18 protein-coding genes and 1 pseudogene are annotated in these 18,779 nt (G+C 68.9%); 9 read left to right on the top strand and 10 right to left on the bottom strand.

Translation table 11 applies throughout. The features are described from left to right. Positions 1–85 precede the first annotated feature (85 nt). Both ABD236_RS22960 and ABD236_RS22955 read right to left on the bottom strand, forming a co-directional pair. The gene (locus ABD236_RS22960) at positions 86–1,264 is read right to left on the bottom strand and encodes an NAD(P)/FAD-dependent oxidoreductase (protein WP_344076213.1); all 1,179 of its coding nucleotides are present in this window, start codon (positions 1,262–1,264) and stop codon (positions 86–88) included. A gap of 487 nt (positions 1,265–1,751) precedes the next feature. Next, a complete protein-coding gene (locus ABD236_RS22955) occupies positions 1,752–3,176 on the bottom strand; it encodes an NsdA family TPR-like regulatory protein (RefSeq protein ID WP_486387789.1) in 1,425 nt (474 codons plus the stop codon). Between the two features lie 339 nt (positions 3,177–3,515). Between ABD236_RS22955 and ABD236_RS22950 the strand changes: the two genes are divergently transcribed. After that, positions 3,516–3,932 (top strand): SRPBCC family protein, encoded by a 417-nt coding sequence (locus ABD236_RS22950; RefSeq protein ID WP_344076210.1) that lies wholly within the window; start codon positions 3,516–3,518, stop codon positions 3,930–3,932. Further along, on the top strand, positions 3,932–4,360 hold the full coding sequence (locus ABD236_RS22945) for a MarR family winged helix-turn-helix transcriptional regulator (protein ID WP_344076208.1): 429 nt from the start codon (positions 3,932–3,934) through the stop codon (positions 4,358–4,360). Before ABD236_RS22950 ends, ABD236_RS22945 begins: the two co-directional genes overlap by 1 nt. Before the next feature lie 350 nt (positions 4,361–4,710). Here ABD236_RS22945 and ABD236_RS22940 read toward each other — a convergent pair whose 3' ends face one another. Then, complete coding sequence (locus ABD236_RS22940; RefSeq protein WP_344076206.1) at positions 4,711–5,151, bottom strand: hypothetical protein; 441 nt, start codon at positions 5,149–5,151, stop codon at positions 4,711–4,713. Between the two features lie 99 nt (positions 5,152–5,250). On the opposite strand from ABD236_RS22940, the gene ABD236_RS22935 reads away from it, so the two are divergent. Further along, the gene (locus tag ABD236_RS22935) at positions 5,251–5,760 is read left to right on the top strand and encodes a MarR family winged helix-turn-helix transcriptional regulator (protein WP_344076204.1); all 510 of its coding nucleotides are present in this window, start codon (positions 5,251–5,253) and stop codon (positions 5,758–5,760) included. A 217-nt stretch (positions 5,761–5,977) separates the two neighbouring features. On the opposite strand, the gene ABD236_RS22930 is transcribed toward ABD236_RS22935, so the two are convergent. From ABD236_RS22930 to ABD236_RS22920, 3 genes are all read right to left on the bottom strand, one after another. After that, on the bottom strand, positions 5,978–6,289 hold the full coding sequence (locus ABD236_RS22930) for a hypothetical protein (protein ID WP_344076202.1): 312 nt from the start codon (positions 6,287–6,289) through the stop codon (positions 5,978–5,980). A gap of 149 nt (positions 6,290–6,438) precedes the next feature. Further along, entirely contained in the window at positions 6,439–6,990 is a 552-nt protein-coding gene (locus ABD236_RS22925) for a GNAT family N-acetyltransferase (protein WP_344076200.1), read from the bottom strand. 12 nt (positions 6,991–7,002) lie between these two features. Continuing rightward, positions 7,003–8,238, bottom strand: coding sequence for an NsdA family TPR-like regulatory protein (locus ABD236_RS22920; protein ID WP_344076198.1), 1,236 nt, complete (start codon positions 8,236–8,238; stop codon positions 7,003–7,005). Positions 8,239–8,471: 233 nt separating this feature from the next. On the opposite strand from ABD236_RS22920, the gene ABD236_RS22915 reads away from it, so the two are divergent. The 5 genes from ABD236_RS22915 (at position 8,472) to ABD236_RS22895 (ending at position 13,319) form a co-directional block, all read left to right on the top strand. Beyond that, positions 8,472–9,035, top strand: coding sequence for a DUF6415 family natural product biosynthesis protein (locus ABD236_RS22915; protein WP_344076196.1), 564 nt, complete (start codon positions 8,472–8,474; stop codon positions 9,033–9,035). A 75-nt stretch (positions 9,036–9,110) separates the two neighbouring features. Further along, positions 9,111–10,367, top strand: coding sequence for a TfuA-like protein (locus ABD236_RS22910; protein ID WP_344076194.1), 1,257 nt, complete (start codon positions 9,111–9,113; stop codon positions 10,365–10,367). Further along, positions 10,364–11,500, top strand: a complete 1,137-nt coding sequence (locus ABD236_RS22905) for a YcaO-like family protein (protein ID WP_344076192.1) — start codon at positions 10,364–10,366, stop codon at positions 11,498–11,500. Before ABD236_RS22910 ends, ABD236_RS22905 begins: the two co-directional genes overlap by 4 nt. Continuing rightward, complete coding sequence (locus ABD236_RS22900) at positions 11,497–12,270, top strand: class I SAM-dependent methyltransferase (protein WP_344076190.1); 774 nt, start codon at positions 11,497–11,499, stop codon at positions 12,268–12,270. Before ABD236_RS22905 ends, ABD236_RS22900 begins: the two co-directional genes overlap by 4 nt. 35 nt (positions 12,271–12,305) lie before the next feature. Then, positions 12,306–13,319 carry an NAD(P)H-dependent glycerol-3-phosphate dehydrogenase gene (locus ABD236_RS22895; RefSeq protein WP_344076188.1) on the top strand — a complete coding sequence of 338 codons (1,014 nt, stop codon included), beginning with the start codon at positions 12,306–12,308 and terminating at the stop codon, positions 13,317–13,319. Between the two features lie 691 nt (positions 13,320–14,010). Here the strand turns inward: ABD236_RS22895 and ABD236_RS22890 are convergent. Next, positions 14,011–14,616 carry a dihydrofolate reductase family protein gene (locus tag ABD236_RS22890; RefSeq protein WP_344076186.1) on the bottom strand — a complete coding sequence of 202 codons (606 nt, stop codon included), beginning with the start codon at positions 14,614–14,616 and terminating at the stop codon, positions 14,011–14,013. A 426-nt stretch (positions 14,617–15,042) separates the two neighbouring features. Between ABD236_RS22890 and ABD236_RS22885 the strand changes: the two genes are divergently transcribed. Then, the gene (locus tag ABD236_RS22885) at positions 15,043–15,675 is read left to right on the top strand and encodes a class I SAM-dependent methyltransferase (RefSeq protein WP_344076184.1); all 633 of its coding nucleotides are present in this window, start codon (positions 15,043–15,045) and stop codon (positions 15,673–15,675) included. 629 nt (positions 15,676–16,304) lie between these two features. Here ABD236_RS22885 and ABD236_RS22880 read toward each other — a convergent pair. The 3 genes and pseudogenes from ABD236_RS22880 to ABD236_RS22870 form a co-directional block, all read right to left on the bottom strand. Beyond that, positions 16,305–16,988, bottom strand: a pseudogene (locus ABD236_RS22880) (ATP-binding protein). A gap of 417 nt (positions 16,989–17,405) precedes the next feature. Then, positions 17,406–18,311: a hypothetical protein gene (locus ABD236_RS22875; protein ID WP_344076181.1), complete on the bottom strand. Its 906-nt coding sequence runs from the start codon at positions 18,309–18,311 to the stop codon at positions 17,406–17,408. Positions 18,312–18,418: 107 nt separating this feature from the next. Next, positions 18,419–18,772 carry a hypothetical protein gene (locus ABD236_RS22870; RefSeq protein ID WP_344076178.1) on the bottom strand — a complete coding sequence of 118 codons (354 nt, stop codon included), beginning with the start codon at positions 18,770–18,772 and terminating at the stop codon, positions 18,419–18,421. Between the last annotated feature and the right edge of the window lie 7 nt (positions 18,773–18,779).

Below are 18,779 nucleotides of genomic sequence, written 5' to 3'. Positions count from 1 at the left end.
CTCCGGTGTTGATCACCGGCTCATGCTGCCAGCGCCGCGAACCGGACGGCAAGGCGTGGATCGCGGCGCCGGGAGCGGGTATCGGTCATGGCGCGGGCCTGCGGGTGGCGCGGCCGCCCTTGGAGACGATCGTGCTGACGTTCATGCGCTTGCTGAACCGGTACGTCATGAGGGGGCTGCTGCTGACCATCTCCTTGTACACGACCGCACCGCGGCCGGTGAGGCACTGGCGGCGGGGAGTGAAGTCGGTCCTGGTGAACTGGATGAGGGCGTCGCGGCGGCCGAGGCTGACCGGCTGGTGGTAGTAGCCGAAGCGGAACGGTTTGACGGCCTTGCCGCGTACCAGCCGCGCGACGGTGTCGGCGGTGTACTGGGCGGTGGGCAGACCGCTCTGGCAGGAGCCGTGGAGCTGTCCCCAGGCCAGGCGTACGGCGGCGGCGTCACCGATGGCGTGGATCTCCGGGTGGGACACCGAGCGCAGCGTGGCGTCGACCAGGATCAGACCGCGGTCGTCGGTGGCGATTCCCGCATCAGCGGCGAGCGGCGACACCTTGACGCCGGCGGTCCACAGGCAGGCGTCGGAGCGGATGATCCGGCCGTCAGCCAGCTCGACGCCGTCGGGCAGCACCTTGGTGACGCGGGCGCCGGTCTCCAGGGCGATGCCGAGGCGGCCCAGCGCGCGGTGGAGGTGGGCGCGGGCCTTGGCGCCCATCATGCCGCCGGGCTCGTCCGGGCTGATCAGCGTGACGCGCAGACCGGGGTGGCTCTCGGCGATCTCACAGGCCGCCTCGATGCCGGTCAGGCCGGCGCCGCAGACGGTGACCGTGCCGCTGGCCGCGGCGACCTCGGTGAGCCGCGCGGCAAACCGGCCGGCGATCTCCGGGCTGTTGAGGGTGAACGCATGGACGTCGGCGCCGGGGACCTTCCCGGTGTCGGTCGAGCTGCCCAGCGCGTAGATGAGCGTGTCGTAACCGAGGGATGTGGCGCCGTCGACGGTGACGCGCCGGGTCTCGGGATCGATGGCGGTGGCGGTGCCCTGGACGAACGTGACGCCAGTACCGGCGAGCAGGTCGGGGATCTGGTGGTCGGCCAGCTGCTGCCCGGCGGCGATCTGGTGCATCCGCAGTCGCTCGACGAACCGGCTCGAAGGGTTGACCAGGGTGATCTTTACGCCGGTCCGGCGGGTGCGGTGGGCCAGCCGGATAGCGCTGAACATACCTGTGTAGCCGGCGCCGAGAACGACGACGTGGTGGCCGTTGGTCATCTCAACCTCCCAGGGTCGGGCACCGGCTTCGGTGCCGGTGACGCCCATGGGACAAGCAACTCCCGCCGGACGTGACAGCCCTTGATGTGACCCGCATCACTCTGGGCATCGTCGTTGGTAGGCCGGAAAGATGCACCACGTGCCTGGCTGTATCGGGCTTGGGCTCAGGCGGACCAGGACGCCGAGGGCAACGGCTTCTGCCGCGGCCAAAATCTGCGGACCCCTCACCCCTGATAAAGCCGAACTCCGCGTACGACTCCAGTATCAGATCCTTGACGGCGCAGACTCACAGGCATCCAGACCCTGTTCAACGTGCCGACCCCGTGGCGTTCAACGCTGGAGGTCTACCGGCGCGCGAGCCCGGCCCCAAGTGCGGCCGGCTGCAAGGCGAATCCAACGGCGCACCACTCCGCCCCCGGGCCCGCGGGCCGTGGGTGGGGATCTCGGAGAGCAGGTCTGCCCCACCCTGAGCATGAGGTGGGAATATTCAAAGAGCCTCATCACGGGTGCGCTGCATGAACTCGCGCACGGCTGGCTCGCGTCGCCAGGGGACGAGGGCTGCGTTGAACTCGGCGACGTAGTCCTTGGCCCGGGTGGACTGGACACGGGCAAGGATGTCCACGCTGCGGTGGCCGAGTTCGAGGCCGTGGTCGAGGTCGCGGGCCTGCAGATGTGCTGTCCCCACGATGGCGAGGCGCATGCCGACCGAGCGGGTGAACACGCCGGTCGGCATGGCGGCGGCCTGCTTGTTCCAGGCCAGCGCCATCTTGGGGTTCTTCAGGTCGCGGAAGACTTCGGCGGCGTCCGCGGACAGGCGGGCGTGGTGATAGAAGTCGATCCAGCCGGGCTCGTCTCCGCTGTCCGCATCCGCCTTGCCCAGGAGGCCCTCAGAGGCCGCCAGAGCCCGGGAGGCGGCCCTGGCGTTGTGCTCGCGGGCATGCGCGCGGGCTTCGATCAACTTGGTGAACGCCAGCACGCGGGGCACCGCGTCATGCCTGGCGCGTTCGAAGGCGCCCTGGGCCATGTCGATCGCCTCCGAGGCGAAGCCCCGCATCAACGCCTGCATGGCCATGGTGGTCAGCACATAGCAGCCGAGCTGGACGTCGCCGCCGGCGCGGGCGAGGCGGAGGGCCTGGACGAAGTGGCGCTGGGCAGCATCGTGCTGGCCGACGTCGAACGCCGTCCACCCCGCCAGCCGCGACAGCTCGGCGGTGACGGAGAACAGTTCGCGGCCGACAGTGTCGGAGAAGGAACCCTGCAGGAGCGGGGCGGCCCGGTGTTCGAGGCAGTCGGTGACGGAGTTGGCCTTCCAGTTCCCGCCGCCGTATTTCGAGTCCCAGCGCCGGGCGTCGTCGGCGGCGTCCCGCAGCTCGTCCAGGTCGGCCTGGCCGACCTGGCCGCTGCCCTGGTGGTCAGCGGTCTCGTCGGTGGGGGAGACCAGCCAGCGAGTGACGGGGGTGGTGAACGCGGAGGCGGCGAAGCCGGTGCCGGTCTGGGTGAGGAAGTCGCGGCGGTTCACGGATCTCCAGAACGTGGTGGCGACGCGGACGGCGTCCGCGGGATCTCGTGGGAAATCCAATCCCACATCCGCGTTGATTGTCTCCGCCCCGCCCATCCCGATCTCGCCGAGGTTGACCGGGCGTCCGAGCCGTTCGCTGATCGCCTGGGCCAGCAGCTGCGGCATCGGATGCTTGGGGATCATGCCCCGGCGGCACCAGTTCGCCACGGACGTGTGTGAGTAATCTGTCTGTATCCCGGCTTGGCGGGTGAGCTGGTTGACGCGGTGGGCCAGGGACTTGTGGCTGGCACCGCAGGCTTCGATGAGCCGGGCCAGGTCCGTGTTGGGCGGACGGGTCCGGCGAACGGCCGATGCCACGGCGACCCCCTTGCCGGTCACTGGAGCGTTGCTCACGCGAGCTCGTACTTCTCCGGCCGAGGCAGTAGCCGTGCTCGTGGAGCACGTCTACTCGTACGCGATCGGCTGGCCTGGCCCGAGGAGCTGTACATCTCGCACGTGCTGGGCCACCGCGAGTATTGCCTGCGGGCCCTGGGTGAACCGGTTCCGCGAGTTGTGAGCCCCCTGCGAGCCCTCCCCGGCCAGTTCGCTGCCCGGTGTGGCGAGGCCCAGGCCACCGCCAGAACTGGTGAGGCTTCTTCCGGCGGTGGCCGCCGACAGCGCCCGTGCACCACTGGACAGATAGTCTCTGCGCAGATAATCTCTGGATAGAGCATCTAGTGGAGGAGACCCCTCATGTGGGAGTACGAGCACAGCATCGAGACCAGCGCCACCCCCGAGGAGATCTGGCGGCTCTGGGCCGACGTGGAGAACTGGGGCACCTGGAACACTGAGATCGAGAAGATCGAGATGAATGGCCCGTTCGCGGCGGGCACGCACATCACGATGACGCCGCCCGGGGACGACCCGGTACTGCTGCGCATTGCCGAGGCGGTCGAAGACGAACTGTTCGTCGACGAGGCGCGCTTCAACGGTCTGCTGCTGCGCACCGTGCACCGGATCGACCGGATCGGCCAGGGCCGGATCCGCGTGGTGTACCGGATGGAGATCACCGGCGCCGGCGCCGACGAGGCCGGCCCGCAGATCGGCCCGGGCATCACCGCTGACTGGCCCGAGACCATGGCCTCGCTGGCCGAGCTGGCCCTTCGCTGATGCCCCTCAGTCCCGGTGACAGTCCCGGGTTCCTGCTGTGGCACGCCACCCTGCGCTGGCAGCGTGACGTCGCCACGGCCCTGGCCCCGCTCGACCTCACCCACGTGCAGTTCGTGCTGCTCGCCTGCACCTGGTGGCTCAACACCCAGGGTGAGCATCCCAACCAGCTGGCCCTCGCCCGCCAAGCCGGCACCGACGTCAAGATGACCTCCCAGGTAGTGCGCGTCCTGGAACGCAAAGGACTCATCGAGCGTGAAGTCGATCCGGCCGACACCCGCGCCAAACGACTGCGCGTCACCGACACCGGCGCCGACCTGGCCCCACGCGCGATTGCCGCCGTTGAGCGCGCCGACGCGCGGTTCTTCCAACCGGTGCCCCTCGACGACGCGGTAGCCCTGCTCGGCCGCCTGGCCCATCCTGAAACCTGAAACGCCCCCACCGACACCTGCAGGCCACCGCACCCGAACCCACCGGTCGGTGGCATCTGCAACAGGCCAGCCCCACCCCCCAAAGGAACGGCCGCCCTCCTCTCATGCCTGTCACCCCCGCCGTGGCCGTCGTACTGGCCGCCTCCTCCGAGCACCACCGGCGCTGTGCCGCCGGGAAGGTGTGGTCGCGCCCGGCATCGGCGCCCTCGTTGGGCCAAGGAGGGCGGGAGAAGCGATCGGGCAGATCGCCGAGATCGGCCTGGGGGATGCCGCTACCGAACGGCTTGAGCGTGGTCTCAACTCGCGAGGGATGAGTTGTCGATGGGAATTCCGACACGGGCGCCGGGGCTTCAGGCGTCGGCCAGTACGGCGTTGGCCCGCTGTAGGACGGTGTTGAGGACGCGGGCTGCGGCGGCCAGGTCCTCAGCGGGCAGGTCGCCCCACAGTCCCTGGGTGATCGGACCGAGGGCGGTCCGGACCTGGGTCCACTGCGCCTGTCCTGTGTCGCTGACCTGGACGCGAGCCTCGCCGCCGTCGCGCAGCAGCCCCGCGGCGGTCAGCTCGGCGATGCGCTCGGCCACCGATGCCTCGTTGAACTTCGTGGTGGCGCTGACCCGGCGGATGAGCTCGGCGCGGTCGACGGTCCCGCCACCGACCACGGTCAGCGTGAGGGTCACCCACTGGGGCTCGGTGATGCCGGTTTCGGCGAGCTGCCGATCCAGGATCGCGTTGAGGGTCTTCTCCGTCTGGCCGATGAGCGCGGTACCGAAGGGCTGGGTGGTGGTCGCCATGACGATCTCCATTCAATTCACAGAGCTAACGTTTATGTGACTAACGTTTCAGGCGAGAACGAAAGTACATCGTTAGTGGGGCTAACGCAACAGGGTAGGATGGGTGCCATGACCAGCAGAGCTGAAGCCGCGGACATGCCCAACGACCAGACGGAGACACCGGACAGGCTGCGCCGACGGGCGAGTCGACTGTTGTCGCTGATCTCCGCGCAGTCGGATCGGCTGGTGAGCGAGGGGCTGGGCCGCCTGGATGCCCGCAAGTGGCATTACGCCGTGCTCGCCTCCCTGCAGGAGTACGGACCCGACAGTCAGGCAACGCTGAGCCGGCGCACCGGCATCTACCGCAGCGACATGGTCGGCGTGCTCAACGAACTGGCCGAGCGCGACTTCATCGAGCGCGCGCCGGATCCCGAGGACCGCCGCCGCAATGTCATCACCATCACCACCCAGGGTCGCCAGCACCTCCGCCGCCTCGACAAGATCCTGGACGACCTCCACGACGAGCTGCTCGCCCCGCTGACCTCCGCCGAACGCGAGCAGTTCACGCAGACGCTCACCCGCCTCCTTGACCACCACACCCGGCAGGCACCGCACCCCCCGATCTCGTGACGGAGTCTAGGAGCTAGGGCGCTTCTCACGGAGCTTCGCCAGCCTCCTCGAGGCCATCACCGGCCCCGACCATGATGTGCGCGACGAACTCATCGGGTGGGTCGGCGGCACCTTCGCCTCCAGCCACGTCGACACCAAGGACATCAACATGCGCCTGACCGCCCGATAGCCATCGGCGGAACTTCCGCAGCGCAGCAATAGCCCTGTGCCCGCCAGATCAGGAGGCACGGCCCTGGGCAGGGCAATTCCAGTCGGCTGAGTCGATCGTGTTCCCTGCCGCGTCGGTGAGGTGGAAGCAGTTGCCGTTGACCCACACCGTGATGGATCCGGGCCGATAGTCGACTTGGAATGGCTCGTTCTCGCGCAGGGTCCCGGACCATGAACCATCCGCTGGAGCGTGGGTAACCACGACCCACGTCTGCTGCGGGGGCAGCTGATGCGTATCCGCCCAGGGCTCCACGGCCAGCTCCAGCACCGCCTCACCGCTGTTGCCGATCAGTAGCCTCGCCGTTCCCGGAGCGGTCACCACAGCGCACCTCCTTGTCTTCTACGGTCGAACCCGGTTCAACCGCAGTACTCACGGCTCATGCAGCCTGATCGTCACACGGGTGCTCACCTGATCCCAAGCGGCTTCGTTCCCCTGATTCTCAAACAGCCATGCCGGGGGAAAGCCCTCGTTTAGTGCAAGGGGAGAAGCATGGCGTGGAACAGGGGGGCGTTGGGCAGGCGGGGGCGGAGGTCGCCGAGGGTGGTCCAGCCCCATGTCTCGTACAGAGCGCGTACCTTGGGGTGGTCCTGGTCGACGAGGAGCGTAGCGCGCTCTTCGGACCGGCGGCTGAGCAGGGCGTCGTGGAGTTGTCTGGCGGCGCCAGTTTTCCGCCAGGGCTTGCGGACCATCAGCTCGCTCAACGCGTAGGTGCGCTGCCCGGTCTCCTTGGTGAGAGCGGGATCCACGCTGGTGATCAGACCACCCCACCAGCGGGCGTCTTGGGGCAGGGGGGCGCCGTAGGCATAGCCGACCGGCTCGTCGTCGTGGGCGGGATCGTAGCCGACGGTGCAGGTCCAGCCAGGCCGTATTGACCAGCCGTCGAGGCCTTGGGCGAAGCGGTCGACGGTGGCGAACGGATCCTCCTCGGCAGCTTCCTTATAGATCTCGGCGTAGATGTCGAGGAGCAGCGGGCGCAGCTCGGCGGCCTGGTGGCGGTCGTAGTGCCGGATATCGAGGGACACGGCGGGGCTCCTCTAGGTGGTGGCGAGGGTGCGCTGAACGACGGTGAGGCGGGTGGCGATGCGGCGGCTGTCGAGGCTGGCGGTGTCCAGGCCGGTGAGGGTGGCGGCGGCCTGTTCGCGTTCGTGCTGGGCTAGCTGGAGTTCGGCGAGTTGCACGCGGTACAGGGCACGCTGGCGGCGCATCGCACCGGGCAGCAGCTGCAGCGCCTGGGCGGTCGCGGCCTCGGCGTGGGCGTAGTGGCCAAGCGCGGTGTGGGCGATGGCGGCGAGCCCGCTGACTTCGGCTTCGTTGAGGAACGCGAGCCAGGAGGGGGGCGGGGTGGTGGCGCGGTCGTAGGCCCTTTCAGCGGCGAGCAGGGAGCGGGCAGCACCAGTGCGGTCGGCGGTGGTGGCCTGGCCGATGGCGAGACGGGAGTACAGCAGCGCGGCCAGGTGCGGGTCCTGGCGGACTTGGCGGTGGTCGAGAGCGGTGCGGGTGAGACGGACCGCCTCGCGGTGGCGGCCCTCGGTACGGGCCTGCAAGGCGAGATTGGACCACGCCCGGGCGACAGCACTGGAGTCGGCGGCCTGCAGTGCGCTTTGCAGGGAAGCGGCGTGCAGTCGGGCGGCGGTTTCGGTGTCGCCGCAGTCGTGGGCGGCCCAGCCAGCGGAGGCGTACAGGCTGCAGATCGCGGCATGCAGGGCCTGCTCCACGCGGTCGCCGTAGCGGCAGTTGTCCAATGCGGTGTTGAGGCGGCCGACGAAGGCGGTGGCGGCGGCTAGAAGCGGGCCTCCGCCGATGGCGAAGAAGTGCGCGTCGAGCCGGGCGGTCTGCGCGCGTACGCGGTCCACGTCGCTCATCGACAGGCGGCCGCGGCCCGGAGTCTCGTCAATGCCCAGGGCAAGCGCAACGGTGGCGGTGGTGGATGCGGTCATGAACCGGCGGCGCAGCACGTTCTCCTCCTTGGGCGCGGCGAGTGGTCGGTGAGGCGGGGCTGGCAGGTTCGTGCTGCCTTTTCCTCGGGGCACGAACCCGAGCGCCTGGGCTGGACGGCCGAAGAGGTGTTCCAGTGCGAGCAGGTACTGAACCCACGGCCAGCGCACTTTCCCACTGAGCCAGTACCGCACGTTGCGGTCGCTGCAGCGGCGGGGACAGTCGGGTCCGAACAGCTCGGCCAGCGTCTCGTTCACCGCTTCGGCCAGCGTGACCTGTGTGAAGTCGAGCTCCCGCATCAGCTTGGCGAGCTGGCGGTTGGGGACTGGGTCCATCGCTTCTCCCCAGGGTGCGGGCCGTGGCCCAGAGGCTAGTCCGGCTGCGTGCGTTGCGTGGGTAAAACTTTCCGGTCCCCGTGCATGAGGTGCCCGCTTTCTCGCCTGACCTCACCCGATCGTGCAGGAGTTGCCTGGGAGCAACACGAAAACCCCCTCACCGGGAGACAACTGTGGCTCACACGCTTACCGACACCGCGACCTCGCAGCACGCGTCTGCGCCGGTACACCCCATGTCTCGCGATATCGAGATCGCGATGGCGCTGGCCGCTCACGCCCCCACAGGTGACGCCGCCGCCCAGGTGAGGGAGCGTCTGCGCGGATACATCAGGCAGTTGGCTGGCCCGGCCGAGAGCCGAGTGTGGCGGATGGCACCGTCGCGTGAGCGGGATGTGGCGGCCAGCACCTTCCGCCACGCCCGGGCCCTGGCTGGCTCGGGCGGTGATCCGGCGGCCACGCTGCGGCTGTGCGCCAAGGCGGTGCAGCACCTGCTGCGGTATGCCACGGAGGATCTTGCGGCACCGCTTAGGCAGGGCGCCAGCCCGGGGAAGGGCGGGCCGCTGCGTGCCTTGTCCCTGGTGCCCCCGCCGCCGTCGCGTGAAGGGGACGACGCCCCCCACCCCTACGGGCGCGGGCAGCCGGCCCGCGTTCATCGAGAGGAGACCGTGATGGAGAAGTCCAAGTCCGAACAGGCCCTGGAGACGGGCCCCGTCGTCGCGGCACCGGACGGTGCCGGCTCGATCGTCGCGCCGTCGAGCGTCGTTCGCATCGAGGACGTCGAGGACGAAGGCCCCTGACCCTGCCCGACCTGACCCCCTGAACGCGGTGCCGGGACTTGGCCCCGGCACCGCTTCCGTTGGCAAGGAGACCCGGTGATCCACGTCTACACCGGCCCCACGCTCGGCAGCGGCGAGCCGGTGCTGTGCACCCCGCAGGTGAGCGTCCACCCCCCGGTGCGACACGGGGACTTGTTCGATGCGGGGATCGCAGACGGCGACACCGTTGTACTGATCGACGGTGCCTACCACCAGGTGCCAGCGTTGCGGCACAAGGAGATCCTCGCCGCCCTGGCCCGCGGAATCCGCGTCTACGGCGCCGCGTCCATCGGAGCGCTGCGGGCGGTCGAGCTCGCCCCGTACGGGATGACAGGGATCGGCCGCGTCTACCGCGCCTACGCCAGCGGCGAGATCGAGGGAGACGACGAGGTCGCTGTCGGCCAGGACCCTGACGGCGAGTACGTGCGCCTGACCTGGCCACTGGTCAATCTGCGCGAGGTGCTTCGGCACGCGGTCGCCGAACGCATCCTGGACCGGCACCAGGCGGCAGAGCTGGTGCAGGAATGGGCTGGCGTCTATTACGCGCAGCGCACGACCGGCGCCGTGCGCTCCGTCTGCCTGCGTGTTGGGGCCGGGGCGCTCGAGCGGTGGCTGATGGCCCGCCTCGCTGCCGACGAGCACTTCGGCGATGTGAAGCGTGCCGATGCCATCGAGGCCGTCACCCGGGCCTGCGCCGCGGCACCCCGCCAACAGGTCGCCACTTCGACCGGCTGCTGGGACACGGTGTACTACCGGCGCTGGGCGCACTTCTTCACCGCGTCCCATACCGGCGAGGGCGTAGTGCCGGTGGGCCTGCGGCTGTCGTATCAGCGACTGTTCGACCCGGCCTTCCCCACGGTGTGGCTGGCCTGGCTCGAACACCTCTCCCGCCACCCCGGCCCGGAAGCGGCCGATGAGGCCATGCCGCTGGCGAGCCGCGTCCAGCAGATGGCTCCGGCGGCGGCCTCCCTGCCGGCCCACCTGATCTTCCGGCCCGAGCCCGACCTGAGTGACCCGGCGACAAGGGCTCTGCTCCTGATGCGGGAGTCTCCCGCAGACCGCGCTGCGATCGTCCGCTACCTCGAGGCCAACCACGCCGCCCGCACCGACGCGGGTCACTGCTGCGAAGCGATCAGCACCGCGGCCGCCCACCACACTCTGCTGCACCTGTGGAACATCAGTCCGAATGCCTTGGGTGGCCATGCGGCCGCCTGCGGCTACCGCACCGCCCAACAAGCGTTGGAGGAACTGAAGGTGTTCATGACCGGGCTGCTGTTGGACCAGAACCGGCTCCACGAGGCGGTGGCCCGGTGAACGCCAGCGTCCTGCGCCTGGAGGGCACCGTACGCTCCCGCGGTCCCCAGGACACCTGGAACGCACTGAAGCCGCTGCTGGCGGACTTCGGGATCACACGGGTAGCGAGACTGACTGGCCTCGACTGTCTGGGCTGGCCGGTGTGGACAGCGATCCGGCCTGATGCCCAGACCCTGACGGCGACCCAGGGTAAGGGCGCCACGGACCTGCTGGCGAAGATCTCCGCCGTGATGGAGAGCATCGAGTTGTGGCACGCCGAGCAGCCCCCGCGCATCGCTGCGAAGGCGCCGGCAGCCCATCTCGATCTGCCCTACCCGCTGGGCGCCCTGCCGCTCCACCATGATCACCCGGATCTGGTCACCGTGGAGACCGACTGGGTGACGGCCACAGGCTTATTGACCAGCCAGGCGCATCTGCTGCCCGCAGGACTGATCCACCGCAGCGCCGCACGCCGCAGATGGGAACCGGACCTGTGGCACACCACCAGCACCGGACTCGCCTGCGGCAACAGCCGCGACGAAGCAGTCCTGCATGCACTGTTCGAGGTGATCGAGCGCGACGTCCTCGCCGCCGACAGCCACACGGCCAGCCGCCAGCTCATCCACCCCGGCACCGTCGACGATCACTACTGCCGACGGCTGCTCGACTCCCTGTACCAGGCAGGAATGGAAGTGGAGATTAGTACGATCGGGGGAGCCTACGGTCTTCCGGTCTGTTTGGCGTACGTGTGGGGCGAGGATTTCCCGCTCTGGTTCGCAGGTTCTGGCTGTCACAGTACGGCGCCCATCGCTCTGTCCCGCGCGCTCACCGAAGCGATGCAGTCCAGGCTGACCTGCATCGCCGGGACCCGCGACGACCTTCCCTCCCAGGAAGAGGTCTTCACCGCCGCCCCGCAGCCCAGGCCAGCTCCCGCGCCCGGCACCCGGAGCGAATGGGGCACCGTCATGCGCGACCTGCCACCGTCCGAGGGCTGTTTCGCGGAGCAGCTGGCGGCGGTGGCCCAGCGGGTGGAGAAGGTCACCGGATACGAGCCGCTCGTCGTCGACCTCTCCGAGCCCGCCTCGCCGATCGCCGCGGTGAAGGCGGTCTGCCCGGGCACCCGTTCCCGGATCACCAGGGCGGTGCCCCGGTGACCGCCGAACAGCAGCTGCGGGAGGGATTCGACGCCTTCTACCTGGCCCGCTCCCAGACCCGGCTGGTGTCCCGCCTGCACGCACAGGCCCTGGGCGAGGTCCACCCCGCCGGGCTCAACACCCACAGCTCCTGCGACCGGACGCTGCTCACCACCCTCGCGAAGCGGCTGGACTTGCGTCGAGGCCAGCTTTTGCTGGATGCCGGGTGCGGCACCGGCGGCATCGGCCTGTGGCTCGCCCACACCCTTCAGACCCGGCTGATCGGGATCGACATCTCGCCCGTCGCCACCCACCTCGCCGCCCGTCGCGCCCGCTTCCTCCTCGACCCAGGCAGCGCCGCCTTCTACACGGCTCCGATGTCCCGCCTGCCGTTCCCCGACCAGCACATCCACGGCATCGTCTGCGTGGACGCTCTCTCTTTCGCGCCCGACCGCACCGAAGCCCTGCGCGAGCTCCACCGCGTCTTGCACCCGCAAGGCCGGGCGGTCATCACCCGGGCCGTACGCCACGACACTCCGGCCACAGCTATCGAGCAGCCGGTGCGTGACGCCGGATTCGAACTGGAGCACCTGGACGAACGCCCCAACGAACCCGCCGCATGGGACCGCCTCTACCGTCTCTGGATCTCCCACGAAGCCGCGCTGCGCCGCGTACTCGGGGACCAGCAGGCTGGTCGGATGCTCGCCGAGGCCCACCGTATGCTGCCGCGGCTATCCGACCGTCGCGCCCTGGTCCTCACGCTGTGCCGCCCCAGCCATGGCGGCCGGTAGGCTCCAGCCACCTGTCAAGGAAGGAAGAGGTCTGCATGAGGTTCGCGGTCCTGTCCGCCGGATCGTGGGGCACCACGTACGCGGCCGTCCTCGCCGACGCCGGCAACGACGTGCTCGTCCACGCCCGACGCCCCGAGATCGCCGAGGCGATCAACACCCGGCACGAAAACCCCGCCTACCTGCCCGGCCTCGACTTGCCCCACGCCCTGCGGGCCACCACCGATCCCGCCCGGGCCCTGGCCAGCGCCGATGTGGCGGTCATCTCCATCCCCGCCCAGTCCCTGCGCGCCAATCTCGCCGCCTGGTCGCCCCACCTCGATGAGGGCACTGCGGTGGTCAGCCTGATGAAGGGCATCGAGACCGACACCGGCATGCGGATGAGCGAAGTCATCCAGGAGGCGGCCGCACTCCCTGCCGAACGGATCGCGGTGCTTTCCGGCCCGAACCTGGCCCGGGAGATCGCGGCGAAGCAGCCCGCCGCCTCAGTCATCGCCAGCACGAACGAAGACCTCGCCGACACCCTCCAGGCCGCGTCCGTCACCCCGTACTTCCGGCCTTACACCAACACCGACGTCGTCGGCTGCGAACTCGGCGGCGCGGTCAAGAACGTCATCGCCCTCGCCACCGGCCTCGCCACCGGACTGGGACTTGGCGACAACGCCACCGCCCTCCTCATGACTAGGGGTCTGGCAGAAACCGCGCGCCTTGGTACCGTCCTCGGCGCCGACCCCCTCACCTTCGCAGGCCTCGCCGGCGTCGGAGACCTCGTCGCGACCTGCGCCTCCCCGCTCTCCCGCAACCGCACCTTCGGCACCCACCTCGGCCAGGGCATGACCGTCGCCGAAGCGACCGCCGCGACTTCGCAAACCGCAGAAGGCGTGAAGTCGGCCGCAGCCCTGCTGTCCCTCGCTCGCCGCCACCAGGTCGAGATGCCCATCACCGAGGTCGTCGTCCGGGTCATCGAAGCTGAGCTGACCGCCAAGAAGGCGGCGGAGCTGCTCATGTCCCGTGCCCCCAAGCCGGAGCTGTACACGGCGACAGCATCATGAGGACCCCCCTGCGGCGGCTCCCTCCCACCTAGGTGAGACGACCTTCCGGTGCAAGTACTACCGCGAAGCCCCAAAGACGCTGTAGCGGGCACTTGGTGGTTCTCCGCTGGAGCACCGCCCGCCGCCTGACCGGCAAACTCAGCGCTCCCGAGGCCGAAGGTGCTGCCGCCGTGCTTCCTCGACCAAGGCGAGTACAGCGCGCAACTGGGTCGCCGTCTCAGAGCCTGCGTTTGAACCCGCGACATCCCGCAGAGCAGGCCGAGGGTGCCCTGCGAGATATCGGGACGCAGACGGGGGCCGCGAACCTTCTCGACTTCTGCAGGCAGCGGCAGCGGCAGCAGCAGCGGTAGCGGGGGATGGCCGGTGCCGCGAAGCCGCACGGCTTCGCGGCGGCGTGGTGGCGAGCCACGTCGTGCCGGCCATCGTGCGGCGCCCGGCCCGCAGGGGCCAACGGCCCGTAACCGGGTGCCGCGTTTAGGGGGTGGTGGGCACCGGTGTGCTCACTGCCGGGTTCTGCTGCGTCGCTGGGTGGCTTGTTCGAGGATCCGCTGGTGGGTCCAGCGACTGATCTGTTCCGTCGACGCGGCCTGTTCCGGTCGTCTGAGGTTGGCCGTTCACACTCTGTTCGGTCTTGCTCCGCGGCCGCCGGCGTCGGTCTGGTGTCGTTCGGACCGGCGCTGGCGGGGCGCCGTCACGCCGGGGCGCTGAGCGGCGGGTGCTCAAGTACGCGGGGCTTGTACTCGACCAGTTGGATGCGGCCGTCGAAGGTGCGGTGGTCGGTCATTTCGAGGGCGACGTCCGGATAGCCGTCGTAGATGCGTTCTTCGCCTGTGGCTCCGGTGATCACCGGGAACATCACGACCCGGAAGCGGTCGACGAGTCCGGCTTGTAGCAGGGACCGGCACAGGCTGAGGCTGCCGATCGTGCTGAGGAGCCCCGAGCCGTTCGACTTCATGGCGCGGACCGTCTCGACGGCGTCGTCGCGGATGAGCGTGGAGTTGGCCCACGTCAGCGGCTCCTTGAGGGAGGAGGAGAACACCACCTTGGACGCGCGTGTGAGCTCGTCGACGGACGCCTCTTCTTCGGGCCTGAACTCGTCTTGGCCTGGGGGGACCTCGCCTGCGGCGAAGCCCGACATCAGGCGGTAGGTGTTGGCTCCCATCAGGTAGGTGGCCTTGGGCTGCTCGCTGAGCCATGCGAGGTACTCCGGGCCCTCCAGGCCCCAGAACCCGGGCCACCCCTCTCCTGATGCATAGCCGTCGAGGGAGGTGATGAAGTCGACGAGAAGCTCTGACACGGCGTTGTCCTTTCCTGGAATGTCACGAGCTTGGACCGGCCGGGTGCCACAAACTCATCGGGCGCGCTGTGGAGTAAGGGAAAAACGGATGACGCTGCAGGTGATCAGGTCGGCGGAGCGGCGCTGCTCCGGAGGGCCCGAGGCCTACGTGATCGCGCTGTATACGCAGTCGCGGAGCGATCTCCGTGCGATTGGGGCCGGCGGTTTTGCGTGTCGGCGTCGACGCGAGCGTCGTAGCCGTGACGCAGAGGCCGTGTGCGGTCGAGTGCGTGTTGCCATTCAGCAGGTCCGCTGCCCGTGCCGCGTTCGCGACGATGACAGCAGCCTGTGTTGGATTCCGGACCCGCTGGTGTGACGCAGATCACAGCAAGGGTCTTGATGGTGGAAGGTGAGGCCGAGTGCGTCCACTGTGGCAGGGTCGGGACCATGCCTTTTGATCACAACAACCACTATCACCGTCTGCTGTTGCACCAGGTACCGCGGAATTGCGGTGCGGCACTGGATGTCGGGTGCGGGACCGGCCAGTTCGCGCGTCGGCTCGCTCACCTGGGCATAGAGGTCGATGCGATCGATCCGTCGAAGGAAGCCATCGCGGAGGCTCGCGAGCTGTCCGGCCGGATAGCTGGTGACCGGAGCCCGCGCTTCCAGCACGCGGACGTGACCGAAGTGGAACTTCCCAAGGCGCACTACGACTTCGTCTCGTGCCTCGCCAGCATCCACCACATGCCGTTCGACACCGTCGCCGCATTGCGTGACGCGCTTGCGCCCGGCGGGGTCCTCGTGATCTTGGGCTGCTATCCGGAGAAGACTCACCTCGATTGGGCTTGGAGCCTGGTAGCTGTGCCCGTCAACGCTGTCCTCAGGCTGGCCGTCGCCGTGAGGGACAAACTCCGATCTGCCTCTGCTGCGACTGGTCGAGAACGAGTGAAGGTGCCTGTGCGACAGCCGGCCATGCCCCTGGTCGAGATCCGCCGGGAAGCTGCGATGCTGCTGCCCGGGTGCAACATCCGCAGGCTCCTCTTCTGGCGCTATCTGCTCGTCTTTCGTAACCACGGCTGACGAGACCACGTGGTGTTCCCCCTCTGCTCCGCCCGCATCAACTGCAGGTCCCGATCGCTGTCGTCCGTGGAGCGGGAAGGCGGCTGACTCGGTTTGTTCCTGCAGCTGTCGGCGTACGGACTTCTCTCCCCAGCTGCGTACGGACGAACGTCCCCAGTTCTTTCTGATCCTGGTGCGCCATGCTGGCTCCGTGACAACTAAGGGGTGGGGCATAGCGGCCGTGGCCTGGAGCGTGCTTGCTGTGCTGTTTCTGGGGATAACGGTGTCAGCCGGGGCTCTCGGGCTCGTGCGGCTGGGACTGGCTGGGAACGAAGTCCGGGTTCATCTTTCGCAGTGCCGGCTCCAAAGCAGTCGAAGTGGAAGCCACGTCGAGTGCTCTGGCCAGCTTGTGGGCGACGTGAGCATGAACACGGTGACAGTGCGTTATGACGGCAAGCAAGGGGACGTAGTGCCCGCAGCCCGAACGCCGTGGGGAACCTTTGAGGTGGTGGACAAGAGCTTCACGTCGTGGGGGACGGCAGTTCTGTATCCGCTCCTGCCTCTCGTCGCGACGGCGGTGACGTCCTATCTCGCGTTGAGATCCGGCCGTCGAGGGACGACGCAGACCGCTCCAAGCGCCTCGTGAGACCTCATGCCATTTCCGTCTCTCGCTCGATGGCTTTGAGGCGGTTCTTCAGCCGGTTGCTCGGGCCGTCGATGGAGATCACCTCGCAGTGGTGGAGGAGCCGGTCGAGGATCGCGGTGGCGAGGACCTCGTCGCCGAAGGCCTGACCCCATTCGCTGAAGGTCTTGTTCGACGTCAGGATGATGGATCCCTTCTCGTAGGAGATGACCTGTTTATTTCGTCGAGGCTGGTGAAGTAGATCGAGTAGCCGGCCCGGCAGGCCGCGACGGCCAGGGCGACGGCGATATGCGTCTTGCCGACCCCGGGCGGCCCGAGCAGAGCGGCATTCGCCTTGCCCTCCACGAACGAGAGGTGGGCGAGGTCCTTGACCTTGCGCGGGTCAAGGTCGGGTTGGAAGGAAAAGTCGTACTCGTCGAGTGTCTTGTGGTGGGGCAGCCGGGACAGCCGCAGTCCCTGGCGAAAGCGGCGGTCGTCGCGGACGGCCAGTTCCTCAGACAGAACCAGGTCGAGGAAGTCGAGGTAGCCCATCTTCCCCTCGTCGGCCCGCCGGGTGTACTCCCGGGTGGTTTTCCGCCAGGTGAGGCAGGCCGAGCTCGTCGGCCGTGTTGCGGATGCGGGTGCTGACCAGCTCGCGAACGCCCCGGCTGTGAAAGTTCCGTCCGTTCCAGTGAACGGCATAGGTGCACACGATCACCGGAAGACGACAGGCTGATGAGTGCCTCGGCGCCGGTGACCGACGACGAAGTGTCCAGATCGAGGATCTCCGCCAGGCGCTGCCCCGTAATGAACGAAGGCGCCGACACCGACCGGTCTTGGAGGGAGCGCGCCTGAGGTCTGCCCGGCGGCGTCCCGGTCCCGTGCGGCTGCGGAGAGGGTGTCGGTAGGAGGAGCTGACGGGCGTGGTGGTCGGGTGCCGGCAGGTTCGCAGGATCAGTAGCGATGGCCGGTTCCGCGAAGCCGTGCGGCCTCGCGGGAGAGCGGTGGCTAGCCGCTCCGTACCGGCCATCGTGCGGTCTGTGGCCCGCCGGGAGTTCGTCGTTCCCTTTGACCAGAGGCCGCGGTCTTACGGTATCCCGTGCCGGGGCACGGGGTGGGTGTGGTGCGGTCAGGATACTGGGGAGCGGCGTTCGGCCAGTTCCTGAAGGCGGGTGCGGCTCCAGCGCTGCTGGCGGGGTCGGCCTGCGCTGCCGCGGCGGTATTCGAATCCGTCGGGGTGCTCGAGGTCAGGCAGGAGTCCGTGGGCGAGGGCGCTGAGGAGGCTGTCAGCGTTGCTGTAGCCGAGGATGCGGGCGGCTTCGGCGGCGCCGACCAAGTCCTCGTTCTCGTCCTGGCCGGCCTTGGGCAGGACGCCGCGTTCGCGGGCGGCTGCCAGGACGGTGGACCTGCGCCACTTCTTGCGGGGCCCGCCGCGTCGGCCTTCCTCCCTGTGCAGGGTGTCCGGCTGCGGCAGCTGGGGGATGCGTCCTTGGGAGAGGGCGCTGGAGAAGGAGGCGGCGCTGCCGTAGCCAAGGAGGCTGGCGACTTCGGCGGTGCCGAGGAGTTCGTCGGGGTCGCCCTCGACGGGCACGTCGGGCAGGGCGGCGGCGGGGGCGGGGCCGCGTCGGCCCTTGCCGGGGCGGCTGGTGGCCCAGGTGACGATCGTGCCGCGGCGCCACATGGGGGCGTCGATGTCTTCGTCGGGCTCGGGGAAGTAGCCGGGCCGGTCGCGGAAGTAGGCGTCGATGGTGGAGGTGCGGGTGTAGCCCAGGAGTGCGGCTACCTCGCGCTTGGTCAGCAGCTCGTCCTGGTCGGCCTCGAGGACCGCGGCCGGCAGGGTGCGCTTCTTCGGGGCGCGCTGGGCGAAGAAGGCTGCGACCTCGGCATGGCGCCAGTACCGCTTGCGGCCCTGGGTGTGCGCGACCGCGGGGAAGCCGCTGTCGGGGTTGTTGCTCCACTCGCTGATCCGGGGCTTGCTCGTGCCGAACTCGGACACGATCTGAGTGGTGTCCACGAGCCGCTCGGCGGGAGACATCTGGGCCTCTTTTGGCAAGGATCGGGTGGTGCCGGCGCCGGTCCAGCGCGACAGGTTCGATAATGCCAAAGGTGGGGTTTTCGTGTCCAGCTCAGCGCGAGATTCAGTTACAGAATTTCCTCGCCGAGAAGGCTGACTCCGAGGGACTCGGCGCGTTCTTCGAGCTCGGTGTAGGCGAGGGCGGCCGGAGCGGCGTCCCAAGTCGCGAACGCGAGTGCGGAGAGCGCCTCGTTGCGGGGCATGCCAGCCTCCCACCCGGCGCCGGCGGTGGCGCACCGCTGGGCCAGTTCGGCGTCGGACAGGGGTGCGTTCTCCCGGGCAACGCCCGTTTGGACCTCGGCGAGTCCCGCACACCAGGCCTGGTGGCCCGCGGACAGCAACGCGCGCAGCGCGTCCGCGTCGCCCGCGTTCTGGGCCTGGGCAGCGAGGTCGAGCAGCAGGGCGGTGGTGTTCGTCTCCATCCTCATC

The organism is Streptomyces crystallinus (assembly GCF_039521265.1).
GTDB classification, from domain to species: domain Bacteria; phylum Actinomycetota; class Actinomycetes; order Streptomycetales; family Streptomycetaceae; genus Streptomyces; species Streptomyces crystallinus.
Note: the sequence above shows the minus strand (reverse complement) of the source record. Positions and strands in the feature narration are given on the sequence as shown.

Bases quoted from the DNA above. Each gene is read 5' to 3' on its own strand.
- ABD236_RS22870 (WP_344076178.1), bottom strand. From the start codon at position 18,772: ATGGAGACGAACACCACCGCCCTGCTGCTCGACCTCGCTGCCCAGGCC.
- ABD236_RS22960 (WP_344076213.1), bottom strand. From the start codon at position 1,264: ATGACCAACGGCCACCACGTCGTCGTTCTCGGCGCCGGCTACACAGGT.
- ABD236_RS22920 (WP_344076198.1), bottom strand. From the start codon at position 8,238: ATGGACCCAGTCCCCAACCGCCAGCTCGCCAAGCTGATGCGGGAGCTC.
- ABD236_RS22935 (WP_344076204.1), top strand. From the start codon at position 5,251: ATGGGTGCCATGACCAGCAGAGCTGAAGCCGCGGACATGCCCAACGAC.
- ABD236_RS22875 (WP_344076181.1), bottom strand. From the start codon at position 18,311: ATGTCTCCCGCCGAGCGGCTCGTGGACACCACTCAGATCGTGTCCGAG.
- ABD236_RS22895 (WP_344076188.1), top strand. From the start codon at position 12,306: ATGAGGTTCGCGGTCCTGTCCGCCGGATCGTGGGGCACCACGTACGCG.
- ABD236_RS22950 (WP_344076210.1), top strand. From the start codon at position 3,516: ATGTGGGAGTACGAGCACAGCATCGAGACCAGCGCCACCCCCGAGGAG.
- ABD236_RS22945 (WP_344076208.1), top strand. From the start codon at position 3,932: ATGCCCCTCAGTCCCGGTGACAGTCCCGGGTTCCTGCTGTGGCACGCC.
- ABD236_RS22915 (WP_344076196.1), top strand. From the start codon at position 8,472: ATGTCTCGCGATATCGAGATCGCGATGGCGCTGGCCGCTCACGCCCCC.
- ABD236_RS22940 (WP_344076206.1), bottom strand. From the start codon at position 5,151: ATGGCGACCACCACCCAGCCCTTCGGTACCGCGCTCATCGGCCAGACG.
- ABD236_RS22885 (WP_344076184.1), top strand. From the start codon at position 15,043: ATGCCTTTTGATCACAACAACCACTATCACCGTCTGCTGTTGCACCAG.